This window comes from Rhodococcus sp. DN22, from assembly GCF_036669995.1.
Lineage (GTDB): Bacteria > Actinomycetota > Actinomycetes > Mycobacteriales > Mycobacteriaceae > Rhodococcus_F > Rhodococcus_F erythropolis.
On the sequence record NZ_CP133326.1, the window covers coordinates 5,504,774 to 5,522,037 of the forward strand.

Consider the following 17,264-nt stretch of genomic DNA (forward strand, 5'->3'; position numbering starts at 1 on the left):
TGCGGCACAACATGCAATACCCGGATACCACCATGGCGTACTGGGCGCCCAGCATGGCGGCGCTCTACGGTGACCGCCTCGCCGTCGTGGACGGCGAGCGTACGTGCACCTTCCGCGAACTCGGCCAGCGCAGTGCGCAATTCGCCGGCGCACTGCGGCAAGCCGGGGTGGGCGTCGGCGACGTGGTGTTGATGCACCTCGGGAACTGCGTCGAGTTCCTCCAGGCTTACTACGGATGCCTACAGGCCGGGGCGACAGTCACATTGGTCAACCCACTGCAGCCAGAGCTCGGCCTGCGCAAGCAGATCGAGGAGACGTCCGCCGTTGCTGCAGTGACTCAGAGTTCGCAGCTGCACGTACTGCTCGCGGCCGCTTCAGGAACCTCCGTGCGTACGATCGTGATGGTCCAGGACACCGAGGGCGCGCTCGACACACCGGAGTCGGTCGTCGCATTCGACTCCTTCATCGCCGATCTACCCACCGAATTCACCCCTGCCTCGGTTCGTAGCGACGACATCGCACACATCGCGTTCACCGGCGGAACCACCGGAGTCTCCAAAGGTGTTCGTGTTCTTCACCGCAACGTCGTCGGCAACATCACGCAGATGTGTGGATGGAGAACCGGTCACGAGTTGGAAGCAGGTCCTGAAGGTCTCGTCACGCCTCGACGCATCGACGGCCTCGACGTGCTCGGTCCGACGCCCGGGACCGGGGCGACCATCGTGGTCTCCCCTCTCTTCCACGCACATTCGTTGCTCAACACGTCGTTCCTGTTGATTTCCGGTCTCACCCAGGTATTTGCCGGTCGGTTCGAACCCGGCCGGATGCTCGAGCTGATCGAAAAGCACGAGGCCACCTATCTCACCGGGTCTCCCGCCATGTGGCACGCACTGTCGGTTCATCCCGACGCCACGGTGCGCAACACCGACAGCGTGTGCGTCGTGTCTTCGGGTGCTGCCCCGATCGACAGTGTCACGCTCGCCGCACTCCGCCGGGCATTTCCCAAAGCGCTCGTCGTCGAAGGCTACGGGCTGACCGAGGCCACCTGTGTGGTCACGGCCGCACCGCTGATCAACGGCTCGGAATATCGGCAGAGCAGCGTCGGCCTCCCGATCTTCGACACCGAAATCCAGATTCGCGATCAGCTCGACCGGAAGACCGTTCTGGGCGAGAACGAACGCGGCGAACTGTGGGTGCGTGGGCCTCAGGTCACCGACGGCTATCTCGGACACCCGGAAACCACCGCAGAACAGTTCGTCGACGGTTGGTTGGACACGGGAGACATCGCGTACCTGGACTCGGACGGATACCTCTTCATCTGTGACCGGGCCAAGGACATGCTCATCTACAAGGGGTACAACGTCTATCCGCGGGAACTCGAAGAGATTCTGGTTTCGCACCCGGCGATCTCGACTGCTGCGGTTGTCGGCCGCGAAGTGGGGAGCAACGGCCAGGAGCCCGTAGCCTTCGTGGTGATGATTCCGGGCGCCGAGTTCGACGCCGAGCAGATCAAGGCGTTCGTCGCCGAGCAGGTGCTGCCGTACAAGAAGATTCGCGAAGTCGTCGAGGTAGAACTCCTTCCGACATCGGCTGCCGGTAAGGTCCTCAAGACCGACCTCCGCTCGAGACTTCTCGAATCCGTCGATCAGAAAGGCGGTTCCAGGTGACGACCTTCGCAGACCTGACGTCGCAACTGCGTGTCCCGGTTCTCGCTTCACCGATGTTCATCATCTCGACTCCTGACCTCGTCATCGCGCAGTGCACCTCTGGCATCATCGGGTCCTTCCCGGCACTGAATGCTCGTCCGCAGTCGGCACTTCGGGATTGGCTCAAACTGATCACCGTGGCTCGTGAGGAACATGATCGTGAGCACCCGGAGAATCCGTCGGCGCCATTTGCCGTCAACCTCATCGTCCACCGGTCCAACAACCGCCTGGAAGAGGATCTGGCGACCATCGCCGAGTTCGAGGTTCCGATCGTCATCACGTCCCTCGGCGCTCGCACCGACATCAACGACGCAGTCCACGCATACGGCGGAATCGTTCTCCATGACGTCATCGACAATCGCTTTGCACGCAAGGCGATCGAGAAGGGCGCCGACGGACTGATCGCGGTAGCTGCCGGGGCCGGTGGTCATGCCGGTAGGCAGTCGCCGTTTGCCCTGATTCAGGAGATTCGTGAGTGGTTCGCCGGTCCACTGCTGTTGTCAGGTGCCATCGCTCATGGTGATTCGATTCTCGCTGCGCTCGCGGCCGGGGCCGATTTGGCATACGTCGGATCAGCTTTCATCGCAACCGAAGAGGCTAACGCGGATCCTGCGTACAAGGAGATGATCGTGGGTTCAGGGGCCTCCGACATCGTCTATTCCAACCTGTTCACCGGAGTACACGGAAACTACCTGCGGGGCAGCATCGTTGCCGCCGGCTTGGACCCCGACAACCTGGCCGAATCCGATCCATCCGCAATGAGTTTCGCGACCAACGACACCGATACCAAGGCCTGGCGTGACATCTGGGGCGCCGGACAGGGCATCGGAGCGATCGATGCAGTCCTTCCGACGCATGCAGTAGTAGAGCGTCTCGCCGCCGAGTACTCTGCCGCGCGAGAACGTATCTGCCGACTCTAGTGCTGTGACCGGCGTTCGTCGGACAGGTACTCGTGGATCAGGTTCACGAATACCTGTCCCACCGGCGACAACGTCGAGGGGTCGAAGGCGAGACCGTACGCACGCAGGAATCTCGGCTCGCAGGCCCGTTCCACCACCTGACCAGGCATCGATTTCGCCACCGAGCGCTCGACCAACGAGCCGCCGAGTCCGGCGATGACCATCGGGAGCCGCGACTCCCGTTGCTCGGTCACCACCGCGAGTTCCGTTCTGGTACCGGCCTTTCGGATCGAATCTTCGATCGCGTCACCCATCGCTGCCCCGCGAGGAACGAATACCATGGGAATGTCCGGCATTTCCGAAAGGCGTACCGGCCCCTCGGGTAGTTCCGTTCCCGCCGGGTAGACCAGGCGGTATTCCTGCTCCCCCAATTCGACGATTTCGAGCCCTTCGCCCGCCTCGAGCGGCAGATGAGCCACCGCGAATTCGCAGTGGCCGTCCCGGATGAGACTTTCCAGATTGTCCTCACGCTCGAGTTCCGAGAATCTTACTCGCGCTTGCGGATACCGTCGACAGAACTCCGCAATCAGATCGACGATCGTCCCCGAGGTCAGTGCAGGGAAAGCCATGATGTCGAGGCGACCGACGATGGCGCCATCGGATGCCGTCAACTGTTCAGCCGCCGCAGCTACGTCTCGCAAAACCTGTCGACTCGGGCCGACCAGACTGCGACCGGCAGCACTGAGCACCATGCCGCGCCCGATGCGGTGGAACAGCCTCACTCCCAGTTCACGTTCGAGCCCGCGCAACGCTTGTGACACGGTCGGCTGAGCAACGCCGAGAGCCGCTGCGGCGCCGTTGATCCCCTTGTTCTCGACCACTGCGAGGAAGTACTCCATCTGCCGGAACTCCACAGTTCACTCCTCTTCCGTGGACGGAACGGCGGAGGTGGCCATTTCCGCAGCCGTCGCGATGAATGCAGCGGCCGCCGGGGATTGCTCGCCCGAGCGATAGACGATACCGACGTCGCGTGTCAGCGGCGGATCGAAGGAGAAGGCGCAGACGTCTGTCATCTGCTGTTGTGCAACCCTTCTCGGCACTACAGTGGCGCCGATTCCTCGACGCACGAGTTCCCACGTGGTCACAGGGTGGACACAGTCCACGACTACGTTCTCGGCGCCTTCGCTGAGCAAGCCCCGGAACTGATTCGATTGATCACCGAGATCGACCACAAGCGGCAAACTGTGCAAGAGCGCTCGCGGAACCGGATCCGCCAACGGCGTTGCAAGTCGGCCGGACAACGACGCATGGGTGGCGAGCACCAACTCCTGAGTGGCAATCGGAGCCGTGACCAAACCTTCGTACCCGATACTCAGATCGGTGACGCCGACCTCGGCCGACCCTCGCCGCAACGCATTGTCGACCCCGGCCGGGCCGTACGTGTCGAGAACACGCACGACGATCTTCGGGAAGTTGGCCCGGAATCGCCGGACCAACTCGACCATCGGATCGATCGAGAACGCCGAGTACGAGACGACGTCGACACGACCGAACTCGAGTTCGCGAACGGCGGTCACTTTCGCCTTCGCGCGCTCGACGTCGGCAAGGATTCTCCTGGCCGCGAGATCGAACGTGCGGCCCGCGTCGGTAAGAACCAACCGCCTGCCCGTCCGGTCGAACAGCGTGGCGCCGAGTCGACGCTCGAGCGTACGAATTGCCTGTGGCAGCGAGGGCTGCGAAATGTAGAGAGCCTGAGCGGCCTTCGTTATCCCACCGTGGTCGACAACAGCGACGAAGTAGGTGACGAAGTGCAGATCCACTCATCCATCATACGACCAGCGATCCGTCGCTCACTCCACCCGAGTTGCCCCTGGTACGGCCCACTCTCCGGTGAAGATCGGCTCCCGCTTTTCCACGAAGGCACGAACCGCGTCGGTGGCATCCGTCGCAAAATTGACCGCTTGCGCCCTCGCCTCGTTGTCCAAGGCCTCCCGCAACGAGAGGGAGGTGTGACGTTCGAGCATGGCGGCAGACTGACTCAGTGCGGCCGGCGGGCCGGCGGCGAGCCGCTGCGCCAGTGTTGACGTGTGTTCGTCCAGCTCGGCCGGTTCGACCAGATAAGTCACCAACCCGAGCTCGTAGGCTTCCTGTGCGTCGATCGTCTCGGCAAGCATCACCAGTCGCTTGGCTTGTTGGAGGCCGACCAGTCTCGGCAGGATCCACGAACCACCGAAGTCGACAGACAACCCCCGTTTGGCAAAGATCTGGCTGAACTTCGCACCCTTGGCCGCCACGACGAAGTCGCAGAGCAACGCCATGTTCCATCCGGCTCCGACGGCAAACCCGTCGACCTTCGCCACCAGAGGTTTGGGAAACTCACTCAGTGCGATTGCCGTTGCGTTGATGACACGCATGCGATCGAGCGGGTGCGACGAGCCACGCTTGTCCAGATCGGAGCCCGCGCAGAAGGTCCCATCCGCGCCGGTCAGGATCACCGAGCGAATCTGCGCGTCCTCTTGAAGTTCGAGGACTGCTTCACGTAGAGCGATCCAGGCGTCGAGATCGAGAGCGTTGCGGCGGTGCGGCCGACAGAGAACAATCGTCGCGACAGCACCGTCTCGTTCGATGCTTACGGCCGCGCGCTCGATCGTCTCGGCACTCATGAACCACTCCACACGGGAGAGCGCTTCTCGGCAAATGCCGTGGCGCCCTCCTTGGCATCACGAGAGGTGAAGACCGGATCGATGAATTCGCGTTGCGCGACAAAGGCATCCGGATCGGTGTACTTGGCGGACATTGCCAGTACCTGCTTGGTCGCGCGAACAGCCAGTGGACCGTTAGCCGCTACTCGGGCCGCAAGCTCGCGTGCGACGGTCAGCGCGTGTCCCGGTTCGGCGAGCCGATTGACCAAGCCGTGATGATGCGCCACGGTGGCACTGAGTGGATCCCCCGTGATCGCGATTTCCATGGCCAACTGATACGGAAGAATTTTCGGCAGACGTAGGAGTCCGCCGGCGGCCGCGGCAAGTCCCCGCTTCACTTCGGGCAGGCCGAATTTCGCGTCCGTGGACGCCACGATCAAGTCGGCCGCCAAGGCCAGTTCGCAACCGCCGGCGAGTGCCCAACCTTCGACGGCTGCGATCAGCGGCTTCGACGGCGGTGCCTCGGTCAGACCGGCAAAACCACGACCCGGTAGCGATGGCCGCTCTCCGCGCGCAAATCCCTTCAGATCCATACCGGCGCAGAAGGTTCCACCAGATCCGGTCAGAATGCCGATGGTGAGATCGGGGCGTTCCTCGAACTCGTCGATCGCGGCGGCGAGTGCCTGTGCGAGTTCCAGGTTGACCGCGTTCTTGGCCTCGGGACGATTGAGGGTGATGACGGCAACGCCGTCGGCGAAGTCGGTGAGCACGACGCTCATGTTCGGTTCCTACTTCCGTGATGAGATTCTTGAAAGGTCACTGCGCGCGAATGCTCCAGCGCACGGGTGTGCCGCCGGACGGTGTCACGATCTCCCGCTTGGCCAAAACAACAAGATGAGCATGGGTTTCGCGGACTGCCAAGCGAAGTAGTCGCGGCGACATCTGTTCGAACGGGCGAGACCAGGAGATCGTGCGTGAGAGTTCCCAGGCCGTGGATTCAGGCTCATCCTGCACCGCAGCCACGATCTCCGCCAATCGCTCCTCGTGATGCCCCATCAATTGACGTGCACGATCGGCGATCCCACGGAATCGATATTCATGTGCCGGAAGGACTTCGCACTCGCCCAGTGTTGTCGTCGCCTCGAGCGAGAGAAGATAACGATGAAGTGGGTTCTCGAGTTCACCGGGAATCGTGGAGATGTTCGGGCTGATCCTCGGCAGCATGTGATCGCCGCTGAACAACAAGCCTCTGTCCTCTTCCACGAAACAGAGATGTCCGGGAGTGTGCCCCGGTGTCCATTGGGCGCGGAGATTCCAACCGGGTAGGTCGAGTGAATCCCCTTCTCCCAGAACAATGTCGATGGTTTCGTGCTCAGCGAACCGCACCAGGTCGACCCGAGACGCGTCGAGCACTTCGGCCGGTGCGCCGAGTTCGGACAACTGCAGGTTCCAGCCACTGATGTCGTCGCGGGTCTGTTCGGGCCCGTGGTACCCGAGGAGCGTCGCGTCGGCCACGTGCATCGCAAGTGTCGCGCCGCTGACCTGCCGAAGACGCGGCGCCAGACCGAAGTGATCGGGATGCAGGTGCGTGATTGCCGCATAGCGCACTTCGGAAACGTGGTATCCGATCGATGCTATGCCGTCGACGAGAGCCTGCCAGGACTGTTCGTGATCCCAACCGACGTCGATGAGGGCAAGTCCGTCGTCGAGCGCGAGTGCGTAGACGAGTACGTAGCGCAAAGGGTTGTCCGGCATGGGAACAGGGATCGACCACAATCCGTCCCGCACCTGTTCGACCGGTGGAAGAACTTTGTTCGCCCACGCCTCACGTTGTGCGACACCGACGTCTTCGGTCACGATCATGATGCTTCTCCGCTCGCGTTCAGCATGGTCCGCAGGCTCGACTTGAGCAGTTTTCCGCTCGCGTTGCGAGGTAGGGAGTCCACGAAATGGATCTGGCGAGGTTTCTTGTACGACGCCAACTTCGCTGTGCTGAACGCGATCAACTCGTCGATGCTCGGCACGTCGGCACCGTCGACCAGTTTGACCACTGCGGTCACGGATTCACCCCAGCGCTTGTCGGGAACCCCGACCACCGCGACCTCGGCTACCGAGGGGTGCTCGGCCAGAATGGATTCCACCTCGATCGGATAGACGTTCTCTCCGCCGGTGATGATCATGTCCTTGAGTCGATCGGTGACGAACAGATACCCCTCGTCGTCCAGATGGCCGGCGTCCCCCGTTCGGAGGAAACCGTCGTGGGTGAACAATTCGGCGGTCTCACGGTCACGTCGCCAGTATCCGCGAGTGTTGTTTCTACTGCGCGCGACGATCTCACCGGAATTATTGGGCGGCAATTCCTCACCAGTGGTGACGTCTCGAATCGAGATCTCGACGCCGATCATCGGCTTGCCCGCAGAGCGAAGCAACTCCGAACGCGGCCCGCTCACATGATGGTCGTAAGCACGAAGGACGGATACCGAACCCGTCGTCTCGGTCATCCCGTATCGCTGAACGAATTTGCAGTTCAAGACAGTCATCGCGTGGGCGAGGAGCGCCGGAGTGATCGGTGACGCCCCATAGGCGACCACCTCCAGGCTGGTCAGATCGAAACTGTCGAGAGTCGGCAGATCTACCAGCGTCTGAATGACTGCAGGCACCAGAAATGCGTGGGTGACGCGGTGGGTCGCGATGGCATCAGCGACCCGAGCAGGCGCCATGTCTCCGAGCAGCACCAAAGGCACTCCGGCCGACAAGCATGTACTCATCCAGCCGGCACCGGCGATGTGAAAGAGGGGAAGTGCATCGAGTGCGACTGCATTCGAACCGAATTCGTAGACATCGAACCCCTCGGGCTCGTTGTACAGATTCCGGTGCGTGGCCACGACGCCCTTGGGCCGGCCGGTTGTCCCGGACGTGTACAGCTGCAGAACTGCTGCGTCCGGATCGTGCCCGTGTCCGGGGTCGACACCGGTCCCTGATGCCACGAACTCCGCCCAGGTTCGCGAATCCGGCAGGCCCCCTGCAGCTCCCACGGTTATGACCTCGATGTCCGGCAACGCTGCGGACATCGCCGCCGCCCCCGCGGCGAACTCGTCATCGACGATCAAGACGTCGAGCTCCGCGTCCTCGGCGATGTCGACGAGTTCGAGTGGGTTGAGCCGCCAGTTCAACGGTATGAACACAGCGCCTGCCTTCGCACATGCGATGAAGGTTTCCGCACCTTCGAGCCCCATACGCAGTAGCGCACCGACACGAGCACCCGTTGTGGTCACTTCTGCCAGCGCACTCGCCAAGGTGCTGGTCTCGCCATCCAGCTCAGCCCAAGTCAACGTTCGGTCGCCGCACGTGATTGCCGGATCGGACGGCCGTGTCGACGCCGAGTGGCGTATCCGGTTGGGTAGGTGAAGCTCGCTCACATCACGCTCCTGTGTTCCAGGTACTCACCGAGCACGAACCGCGGTCGGTGGTACTGGAACAGTCGACCATCGCTATGGCCTGCGCCACAAAGACGAGAAGGCGCACAGAGCCATAGCTCAGACCTATGTCCGCAGGTCGCAGCAAGTCACCGCCGCCAAGGCTCCGTCATCTGGGAGAATTCGTCAGATGCAGGCACCCGGCATGGACATACGCAGCGCGCAGTATCTCGTCGCGGTCGTCGATCACGGCAGCGTCACTGCCGCCGCGGACGTCCTGCGTATCTCGCAACCGTCCCTCTCGCAGGCCGTGCGCAACCTCGAACGAGCTCTCGGAGCCACACTCTTCGAGCGCACCACTCGCGGTCTGGCTCCCACCACGGTCGGACTGGCAGTTGCCGATTCTGCCCGTACGTTGCTCGCCGACGTTGCTCGGGCCGAGGCCGCGGTGGCTGCGGTAACCGCTTTGCGCGCCGGGGAACTCGCCATAGCAGTTCAGTCCGATCTCGCCATCGACCCTGTTGCAGAGGTCGCCGGACGCCTCCATCTGACGGCACCCGGAATTCGGTTCTCCACGAACGCCTCCGCCAACGCACAGGACGTGCGCGCGCTCGTCAGAGCAGGTACGTGTGAACTCGGGTTTCTCGAGACCCACCCGGGTGCCGAAGTCTCCGACGGGCTTCGAGAAATTGCCGTGAGCACCCAGGAAACGGTCTTGTCGATCCCCATTCGCCTGGCCACAGACCTCCCCGATCCGGTTCCGCGCACCGCGGTCGCGCGCCTGCCGATGGTGGTCGAGGCATCCGCAGTTCGGCGCGGGCACTCGATCGACGACGATCTGGAACTCACCGACGTCGTCGTGGAAGTGCCAGATCGCCTTGCTGTCCGGGAAATGGTCGGGCAAGGTGTAGGCGCCGCGCTGCTGCCCAGATCGATCGCCGAACAAGACTCCCCGGCATCTGAGGTTCGCTCGCTTTTCCCACCGATCACCCGGCAGACGATCTTGGTCTACCGCGACGGCCCGCTCTCACCGGCCGGGTCTGCGTACATCGAGAACATCTCCCCACGTCACAAGCCCTCCACGAACAGCCTGCCCAACGGCGAGAGCGTCTCCGGATCGAACTCGACGCCGTAATTCAGTGAGATCGCCGGCTCCACCGGAAATATCTCCGCGCCGGACGCGACCGACCTCTCGGCCAACGAACGCTCCATGAATGCCATGCCCAAACCAGCAAAGACGAACGCGCCGACGGTCTCCCGCTGCGCCAACTCCGTCGACATCCGAGTCCGGGCCCCGGCGGCCTGCAGAGACGACTCGATGGCAAGGCGAGCCCGCGAGTGTTTGAGCACACCCACCACGGGGAGATCGGGCAATGCCGTCAATGACACCGGCTCTCCCGCAGCGGGTTTCACACCATTCGGCCAGACGTCAGGATGAACCCCCGACGGCACTGCCAGCCAGTACTCGTTCACCCCCAACACTTTCGTGGACAGCGCCGACATGTCGGGTGGCCAGTAACTGAAGACCACCTCGCACGCGCCGTCTGCCAACACCTGCTCAGACGTTGCACCCTGCGGCAACTCACCGACCCGAACGGTCACAGCAGGCCACCGCTCACGAAAGTCTGCCACGATGCGTGCGATCGGACCTTCGAGACCATGTGCCGCGGAGCAGATGTCGAGCCGGCCACGAGGCTCGTCGGCCGTACCGATCGCGACGTCGAACGCGGCCGCGCTGCTGCGAGTCATCTGCCTCGCCGGCCCTACCAACGCCCGACCTGCTGCCGTCAGCACCAAACCGCGACCGACGCGGTGAAACAGTTCGACTCCGAGTTCACGCTCGAGGCCACGAATACCCTGCGACAGCGACGGCTTGGTGACCGACAGATTCTGCGCAGCCGTCGACAAGGACTCACCACCGGCAACGGCAAGGAAGTACTCGATCTGACGTAGGTCCACTCCATCGACTTTGCCATAAACGCAGCCGGGTATACCGGTACCAAGCACTGCAGGGTGTTCACACACGCTTCATTAATCGGACATTCAGGACACACCTTCTTCTACCCGGCGCCACCTACCGTAATTGGTCCAGACCAATTACGGATAGGTCTGAACCACCGCGTCGAAGACAAGGAATCCTCGTGAGACGTACGACCATCGCGATAGCAGCCGTGACAGCGGCTCTCGCCGTTCCCGGCATCGCCCCCGCCGAATCCCACGCCGAACCCGGCTGGGGCAGTTCGTCCTTCGAATGGGGCAGCTCTTCGGGCGAGAACAACACGCCGCCCGCAGCGCCCGGCGTCAGCGTCCCCGGCGGACGGTACGAGCACCCCGTCGACCTGACCTTCACCGCCGAGCGCGGCGCCACCGTCCGCTACACCGTGGACGGAACGACACCCACCACCGACAGCCAAGCTGCCACGCCGGGACGTCCGCTGCACATCGCGCAGGACACCAACGTCACTGTCGCAGCTTTCCGAGGCGATCACGCGAGCGCGGCCGTCTCGTTCGGCTACCTGATCAAGACGTCGGAAAAGCCGCTGGCTCAGGTCGTCGTGATGTCCGACGTCCACGTCGGCGATCACGCGAACAACGACAAGAAGCACGAAAGCTTCTTCGACACAATCGGTTCCATCTTCCCGAAACCCGACGCTATCCTCTCCAACGGGGACATGATCAACGACAACGGAGACGGCAAGGGGCCCGACCACAAGATCGTCGCAGAAATCTTCCAGGCAAACCTCGCCCGGAAGGGCATGAACGACACACAACTCCTGATCTCCAACGGCAATCACGATGCAAGTCTCGCGGCGATCAGAGCCGGGTACCCGGCGGAGTGGTTCCCGGATTCCGGTGGCGGATACTACGAATCCGACGTCAATGGTGTCCATCTCTTCACGGTCAACACCGAAACCTACAACAATGATTCAGCGCAACGCAATTGGCTGAAGTCCCGCCTGACCGAAATCACCGCGGAGTCCGGGAACCTGACCAAGCCGATCCTGGTCCAGGGACACCGGCCGGCAAGCAACACAGCCATGGACGGGCAGCAGGCGTCGAACCCTCGATTGACCGAAGACCTGAGTGCCTTCCCTCAGGCAATCTTCTTCTCCGGGCACTCACATCTGAACAACAACGACGACCGGTCGATCCATCAGCGTGACTTCACGTCGGTCAACGACGGCTCGATGTCGTACATCGAAATCGATCACGGCTACCAGATGGTGACCGAGTCCGGTCTCGCGAACCGTTTCGAATCACCCACTGCCCAAGCGCTCTTCGTCGAGGTCTACCAGGACCGCACGGAAATCAACCGAATCAACATGGCGGCAGACAAGCACGACATCTACGCCGGTGGCGCGTGGTCAGCCAACTGGCAGCCGCCGTACTCGAGCGCGGGCACGCTGAGCGGTTCGGGGTGGACGGTCGAACTCGACGGGTCGACCAACCAGCAGATCAAGGACAACTTCCGCTACACCTCGGGCGCACGGAACACGCACGCGCCGGAGTTCACCTCGAGCACTCCGCTCTCGGCGACGACCGGCGAAAACGGTGCGACCGCACTGAGGATCGCGCAGGCCAAGGACGATCAGATGGTGCACCACTACGCCGTCGAGGTCACGGACACAGCCACCGGAGCGAAGGTGGTCTCGTCGAAGGTGCTCTCGGACTTCTACTTCATGCCGCGGCCGAACAGCCTCGACATTCCGATTCCCGACGCCGCAGCGGGCACCGCATACGAAGCCCGCGTCGAAGCCGTTGACGCATACGGCAACCGGTCACCGGTGACAACCCTGGCCTTCACCCGCTGACCCGACACGACAAAGCGGCACCGCGCATATTCGCGGTGCCGCTTCTCGGCTCAGTTGTACGTGCGAAGCAGGCCCTTGCTGATGATCTGCTTCTGGATGTCGCTGGTGCCTTCACCGATCAGAAGGAACGGCGCCTCACGCATCAACCGCTCGATCTCGTATTCCTTGGAATAGCCGTATCCGCCGTGGATACGGAAGCTGTCCTGGGTGACCTCCGAGCAGAATTCACTCGCCAGATACTTCGCCATACCCGCGGCGACATCGTTGCGCTCACCCGAGTCCTTGAGCCTGGCAGCGTTGACCATCATCAGATGTGCCGCTTCGACTTTGGTGCCCATCTCGGCGATCCGGAACGCGATGGCCTGATGCTCGGCGATCGGCTTGCCGAAAGTCTCGCGTTGCTTGGCGTAGGTGACAGCCAGTTCGAAAGCGCGCTGGGCAATTCCGCAGGCACGCGCGGCGACGTTGACCCGGCCGACCTCGACGCCGTCCATCATGTGCCGGAATCCCGAGCCAGGGGTGCCACCGAGAACCTCCTCGGCTCCGATCTCGAAACCGTCGAAGATCATCTCCGTGGTGTCGATTCCCTTGTACCCCATCTTCTCGAGCTTGCCCGGAATGGTCAGGCCCGGGAGTACCTCGCCGAAACCTGCGGGTTTCTCGATCAATATCGTCGTCAGATTGTTGTGCGGCTTCTCCGCGCCCTCGTCCGTCTTGACCAGGACTGCCACCAAGGTCGAGGAACCCCCGTTGGTCAGCCACATCTTCTGGCCGGTGATCACGTAATCGCCGGAGTCCGTCCGCTTCGCCCTGGTCGATATGGCAGCAACATCGGAACCGAGGGCAGGCTCCGACATGGAAAATGCACCGGTGAGTTCCCCGGAAGCCAAACGCGGCAGGTACTTCGCCTTCTGTTCCGGCGTCCCGTGCGCCGAAATCATGTGAGCCACGATGAAATGCGTGTTGATGACACCGGACACGCTCATCCATCCACGGGCCAATTCTTCGACGCACAGCGCGTAGGTGAGCAATGATTCGCCGATACCCCCGTACTCGGGGTCGATGGTCAGTCCGAACAGACCCATGTCCTTCATCTGCTTGACGATGTCGGTCGGGTACGTATCCGAGTGTTCGAGTTCCTGCGCCGCGGGGATGACCACACGATCGACGAACTCGCGTACCGCCCCGACGATATCGGTCTGAGTTTCGGTCAATCCCGCCGTCTGCGCCAAACGAGTCACTGTTCCACCTGTCAGTCGGTACTTCGCGCCCTCCCGGTCGACGAAATTGATTCGACTCCAGGAACTTTCATCCCGCCGCGACGTGTGTGCGGCAGAGACGCTGTATCCATTCAATCCCCGAAGGGTATATGTGTCAAAGTCGATTTCGCATACGAACCGTATGGCGGAAACTATGTCCGAACAGGTCGTTCCTGCTGTTGACAACCGCGCCACGTGTGCTGGATATTCGAGAGGCCAGGTCGCGGTGGGCCCTTCGATCGGCCCGTTCACGCGACGCATTCCCCACTCTCCTCGAGACAGGCGCATTCCATGCACGACGCAGTCATCTGTGAACCCGTTCGCACCCCGGTGGGCGGATTCGGCGGAGTCTTCAAGGACGTTCCCGTCACCACACTCGCCGGCACTGTTGTGCGTGGCCTCGTCGAACGAACCGGCATTGCGTCCACCGATGTCGACGACGTCATCTTCGGTCAGGGGTACGCCAACGGAGAGGCCGCGGCCATCGGACGAATCGCGGCACTCGACGCCGGTCTCGACGTGTCCGTTCCCGGAATACAACTCGATCGCCGTTGCGGTTCGGGATTGCAGGCGATCATCTACGCCGCGATGCAGGTACAGACTGGGATGAGTGATCTGGTCATCGCCGGCGGCGCCGAGAGCATGAGCGGAACCGAGTTCTACTCCACCGACATGCGTTGGGGCACGAAGCGCCCTTCCGTCGAGTTCCACGACCGATTGGCCAAACCGCGCACGAACTCCGGCGGAGTCAACTTTCCGGTGGAAGGCGGCATGATCGAGACCGCCGAGAACTTGCGCCGGGAGTACTCGATCACCCGCGACGAGCAGGACCGATACGCGGTGCGATCGCACGAACGGGCCGTTCACGCCCAGGACAGCGGGTATTTCGACGACGAGACCATTCCCGTTTCGGTCCCCGGACGCCGTGGTGAGCAGACAGTCGTCACCCAAGACGAGCATCCGCGCCGAGGGATACAACTGTCCGATCTTGCTGCACTGCGCCCCATTCGAGGTCGCGTCGACCCCGAAGCAACAGTCACCGCCGGAAACGCCTGCGGCCAGAACGACGCCGGAGCCGCGGCCATCGTCACCACTGCGGCCAACGCCGAACGGCTGGGCCTGCGGCCGTTCGCGAAACTGGTCAGCTGGGGTGTGGCCGGTGTGGAGCCGAACCGGATGGGCATCGGACCGGTGCCTGCCGTGGCGAAGGCTCTCTCCCGTGTCGATCTGTCGCTGGACGACATCGACCTCATCGAAGTCAACGAGGCCTTCGCCGCCCAGGTTCTCGCGTGCGCCAAAGCCTGGGGATTGAGCGCGCAGGACATCGAAGAACGCTTCAACGTCAACGGTTCCGGAATCTCGCTCGGACATCCTGTCGGCGCTACCGGTGGGCGGATCCTCGCCAATCTGCTGCGCGAACTCGACCGGCGCCAGGCACGGTACGGGATCGAGACCATGTGTATCGGTGGCGGACAAGGGATTGCCGCGGTGTTCGAGAACCTGCGACGCTAGAAGCGTTAACCAATCGATCCGTCGCGGCGAAGTTCCGCGATCCGGTCGCCCGTAAGTCCCAACTCGGCCAGCAGAGAATCCGTCTGCTGGCCGAGTGCCGGAACGTCACCCATGCGCATTTCGACATCCGAATACGTCATCGGAGGCAGCACGGCATCGATCGGACCGTTCTCGGTGCCCACGGACCGCCATCTGGCACGCTTCTCCAGCTGCGGATGTTCCAGCAGACCGGCCATGTCGTTGAGTGCCGCGGCCGGAACACCAGCGGCGGCCAGACGCTGATCCAGATCTGTCGTCGAGTACAGACGCGTCAGAGAGCCCACCAATTCGTCTACCTCGCCACGGTTTTCAACGCGCACGATGTTGGTGCGGTAACGCGGATGATCGACCAGATCCTCTCGCTCGAACACGTCCACCATCAGCGCTCGCCATCCACGATCGTTCTGGACGCCGATCAGGATTTCGCCGTCGGCCGTGGGATACGAATCGTAGGGAACGATCGCGGCATGGCCGAGACCGACACGTGGAATCTGCTTGTCCGCATACATTTTCATGTACATCGGATGGCCCAGCCACTCGACGGTGGAATCGAACATCGAGACCTCGACGAGCGCTCCCTTGCCCGTTCGCTCTCTACGGAACAGGGCGCTCAGAATCGAAGTCAGCGCGTACATTCCTGCCGCGATGTCGGAGACCGGGATGCCGGTCTTGGTGGCCGTCTCCGGTGTGCCTGTCACGGAGATCATTCCGGTCTCGGCTTGGACCAACATGTCGTAGGCCTTGCGCTCGCGCCGCGGGCCGGCACTGCCGTAGCCGGACATGTCGATCACGATGAGCCGTGGGTATTTATCGCGCAGTTCCTCCGCGCCGAACCCCAGTCTCGCGGCTGCGTCGGGAGCCAGGTTCTGCAGGAACACATCGGCTCGCGCGACCAGATCGAGAAGGATCTGCCGGCCGGCTTCCGACTTCACATCGACGGCGATCGATTCCTTGGAACGGTTGAGCCACACGAAGTGTGATGCCTGACCGTGAACCGCCTGGTCGTAGTGACGCGCGAAGTCACCCTCGCCGACGCGTTCTATCTTGATCACCCGCGCACCCATGTCCGCGAGATGTCTGGTGGCGAGCGGTGCCGCCACCGCCTGTTCGAGTGCAACTACGGTGATTCCGTCGAGCGGAAGATCCGAGTTCGGCTGTCCCATGTCAGTAGTCACCCCAGAAGTTTTACACCCAGAATTCTCACACTCTGAATTCTTGCACTCGAACAGGACGGATCAGATGTGGCGGCCGCCGGTGATCTCGAGAACCGTGCCGGTCATGTAGCTCGAGAGGTCGCTCGCGAGGAACAGCACAACCGAAGCAACTTCCGAAGGCTCGGCTGCGCGCCCCATCGGAATCTCGGCAAGCTTCTCGTTCCAGATCCGTTCGGGCATCGCCTCGGTCATCGCCGTGCGGACCAGTCCGGGCTGAACGGCGTTGACGCGAACGTTCTTGAACGCGACCTCTTTTGCCGCGGCCTTCGTCAGACCGACGATCCCGGCCTTCGCGGCCGAGTAGTTGGTCTGCCCGAGCATGCCCACCTTGCCGGAGATGGACGAGATGTTCACGATCGCGCCCGTCTCACGCTCGCGCATGCGGGCGGCGGCAGCGCGTGTTCCGTTCCAGGCGCCCTTGAGGTGAACGGCGATCACGTCGTCGAAGTCCTGCTCGGTCATCTTCCGCATCGTGGCGTCGCGCGTCATGCCGGCGTTGTTGACCATGACATCGACTGGACCGAAAGCGCTTTCGGCCAGATCGAGCATGGCCTCGACCTGTCCGGAGTCACGCACGTCGCAGGAAGCGAAACGGGCGACCGACTCTCCACCGAGTTCGGCGACCGCAGCCGTTCCCACGGTTTCGTTGATGTCGCCGAGAACGACGGTCGCGCCTTCCTTGATGAAGGTGCGCGCAATTTCGAGCCCGATGCCCTGGGCTCCGCCGGTCACTACCGCAACCTTGCCGTCCAACAATCCCATGTC

15 protein-coding genes are annotated in these 17,264 nt (G+C 62.5%); 5 read left to right on the forward strand and 10 right to left on the reverse strand.

What is annotated here, in order from left to right:
- The first annotated feature begins 11 nt into the window (after positions 1 to 11).
- The gene (locus tag RA302_RS25250; RefSeq protein WP_176742040.1) at positions 12 to 1,667 is read left to right on the forward strand and encodes an AMP-binding protein; all 1,656 of its coding nucleotides are present in this window, start codon (positions 12 to 14) and stop codon (positions 1,665 to 1,667) included.
- On the forward strand, positions 1,664 to 2,626 hold the full coding sequence (locus RA302_RS25255; protein WP_030537192.1) for a nitronate monooxygenase family protein: 963 nt from the start codon (positions 1,664 to 1,666) through the stop codon (positions 2,624 to 2,626). Before RA302_RS25250 ends, RA302_RS25255 begins: the two co-directional genes overlap by 4 nt.
- Here RA302_RS25255 and RA302_RS25260 read toward each other — a convergent pair.
- From RA302_RS25260 to RA302_RS25285, 6 genes are read right to left on the reverse strand one after another with little or no spacing between them, the layout of a single operon-like run.
- Positions 2,623 to 3,519, reverse strand: a complete 897-nt coding sequence (locus RA302_RS25260) for a LysR family transcriptional regulator (RefSeq protein WP_003939949.1) — start codon at positions 3,517 to 3,519, stop codon at positions 2,623 to 2,625. The genes RA302_RS25255 and RA302_RS25260 overlap by 4 nt on opposite strands.
- A gap of 3 nt (positions 3,520 to 3,522) precedes the next feature.
- A complete protein-coding gene (locus tag RA302_RS25265; RefSeq protein ID WP_338478375.1) occupies positions 3,523 to 4,425 on the reverse strand; it encodes a LysR family transcriptional regulator in 903 nt (300 codons plus the stop codon).
- A gap of 30 nt (positions 4,426 to 4,455) precedes the next feature.
- Positions 4,456 to 5,268 carry an enoyl-CoA hydratase-related protein gene (locus RA302_RS25270; protein ID WP_030537193.1) on the reverse strand — a complete coding sequence of 271 codons (813 nt, stop codon included), beginning with the start codon at positions 5,266 to 5,268 and terminating at the stop codon, positions 4,456 to 4,458.
- Entirely contained in the window at positions 5,265 to 6,026 is a 762-nt protein-coding gene (locus RA302_RS25275; protein WP_030537194.1) for a crotonase/enoyl-CoA hydratase family protein, read from the reverse strand. The genes RA302_RS25270 and RA302_RS25275 overlap by 4 nt, the downstream gene beginning before the upstream one ends.
- Positions 6,027 to 6,063: 37 nt before the next feature.
- Entirely contained in the window at positions 6,064 to 7,110 is a 1,047-nt protein-coding gene (locus RA302_RS25280; RefSeq protein ID WP_030537195.1) for an MBL fold metallo-hydrolase, read from the reverse strand.
- The gene (locus tag RA302_RS25285) at positions 7,107 to 8,666 is read right to left on the reverse strand and encodes a long-chain-fatty-acid--CoA ligase (RefSeq protein ID WP_030537196.1); all 1,560 of its coding nucleotides are present in this window, start codon (positions 8,664 to 8,666) and stop codon (positions 7,107 to 7,109) included. Before RA302_RS25285 ends, RA302_RS25280 begins: the two co-directional genes overlap by 4 nt.
- Positions 8,667 to 8,853: 187 nt before the next feature.
- Here RA302_RS25285 and RA302_RS25290 point away from each other — a divergent pair, with 187 nt between their 5' ends.
- Positions 8,854 to 9,798: a LysR family transcriptional regulator gene (locus RA302_RS25290; RefSeq protein WP_051720896.1), complete on the forward strand. Its 945-nt coding sequence runs from the start codon at positions 8,854 to 8,856 to the stop codon at positions 9,796 to 9,798.
- Here RA302_RS25290 and RA302_RS25295 read toward each other — a convergent pair.
- On the reverse strand, positions 9,732 to 10,622 hold the full coding sequence (locus RA302_RS25295; protein WP_030537198.1) for a LysR family transcriptional regulator: 891 nt from the start codon (positions 10,620 to 10,622) through the stop codon (positions 9,732 to 9,734). The two genes, RA302_RS25290 and RA302_RS25295, sit on opposite strands and share 67 nt — an antisense overlap.
- A 182-nt stretch (positions 10,623 to 10,804) precedes the next feature.
- Between RA302_RS25295 and RA302_RS25300 the strand changes: the two genes are divergently transcribed.
- Positions 10,805 to 12,475, forward strand: coding sequence for a chitobiase/beta-hexosaminidase C-terminal domain-containing protein (locus RA302_RS25300; protein ID WP_030537199.1), 1,671 nt, complete (start codon positions 10,805 to 10,807; stop codon positions 12,473 to 12,475).
- Positions 12,476 to 12,525: 50 nt separating this feature from the next.
- On the opposite strand, the gene RA302_RS25305 is transcribed toward RA302_RS25300, so the two are convergent.
- Positions 12,526 to 13,716: an acyl-CoA dehydrogenase family protein gene (locus tag RA302_RS25305; protein ID WP_030537200.1), complete on the reverse strand. Its 1,191-nt coding sequence runs from the start codon at positions 13,714 to 13,716 to the stop codon at positions 12,526 to 12,528.
- A 309-nt stretch (positions 13,717 to 14,025) separates the two neighbouring features.
- Between RA302_RS25305 and RA302_RS25310 the strand changes: the two genes are divergently transcribed.
- Entirely contained in the window at positions 14,026 to 15,246 is a 1,221-nt protein-coding gene (locus RA302_RS25310) for an acetyl-CoA C-acetyltransferase (protein ID WP_007729531.1), read from the forward strand.
- A 5-nt stretch (positions 15,247 to 15,251) separates the two neighbouring features.
- Here RA302_RS25310 and RA302_RS25315 read toward each other — a convergent pair whose 3' ends face one another.
- The gene (locus RA302_RS25315; RefSeq protein WP_007729534.1) at positions 15,252 to 16,448 is read right to left on the reverse strand and encodes a CaiB/BaiF CoA-transferase family protein; all 1,197 of its coding nucleotides are present in this window, start codon (positions 16,446 to 16,448) and stop codon (positions 15,252 to 15,254) included.
- A 72-nt stretch (positions 16,449 to 16,520) separates the two neighbouring features.
- Complete coding sequence (gene fabG / locus RA302_RS25320; RefSeq protein ID WP_003940214.1) at positions 16,521 to 17,261, reverse strand: 3-oxoacyl-ACP reductase FabG; 741 nt, start codon at positions 17,259 to 17,261, stop codon at positions 16,521 to 16,523.
- Positions 17,262 to 17,264: the final 3 nt, after the last annotated feature.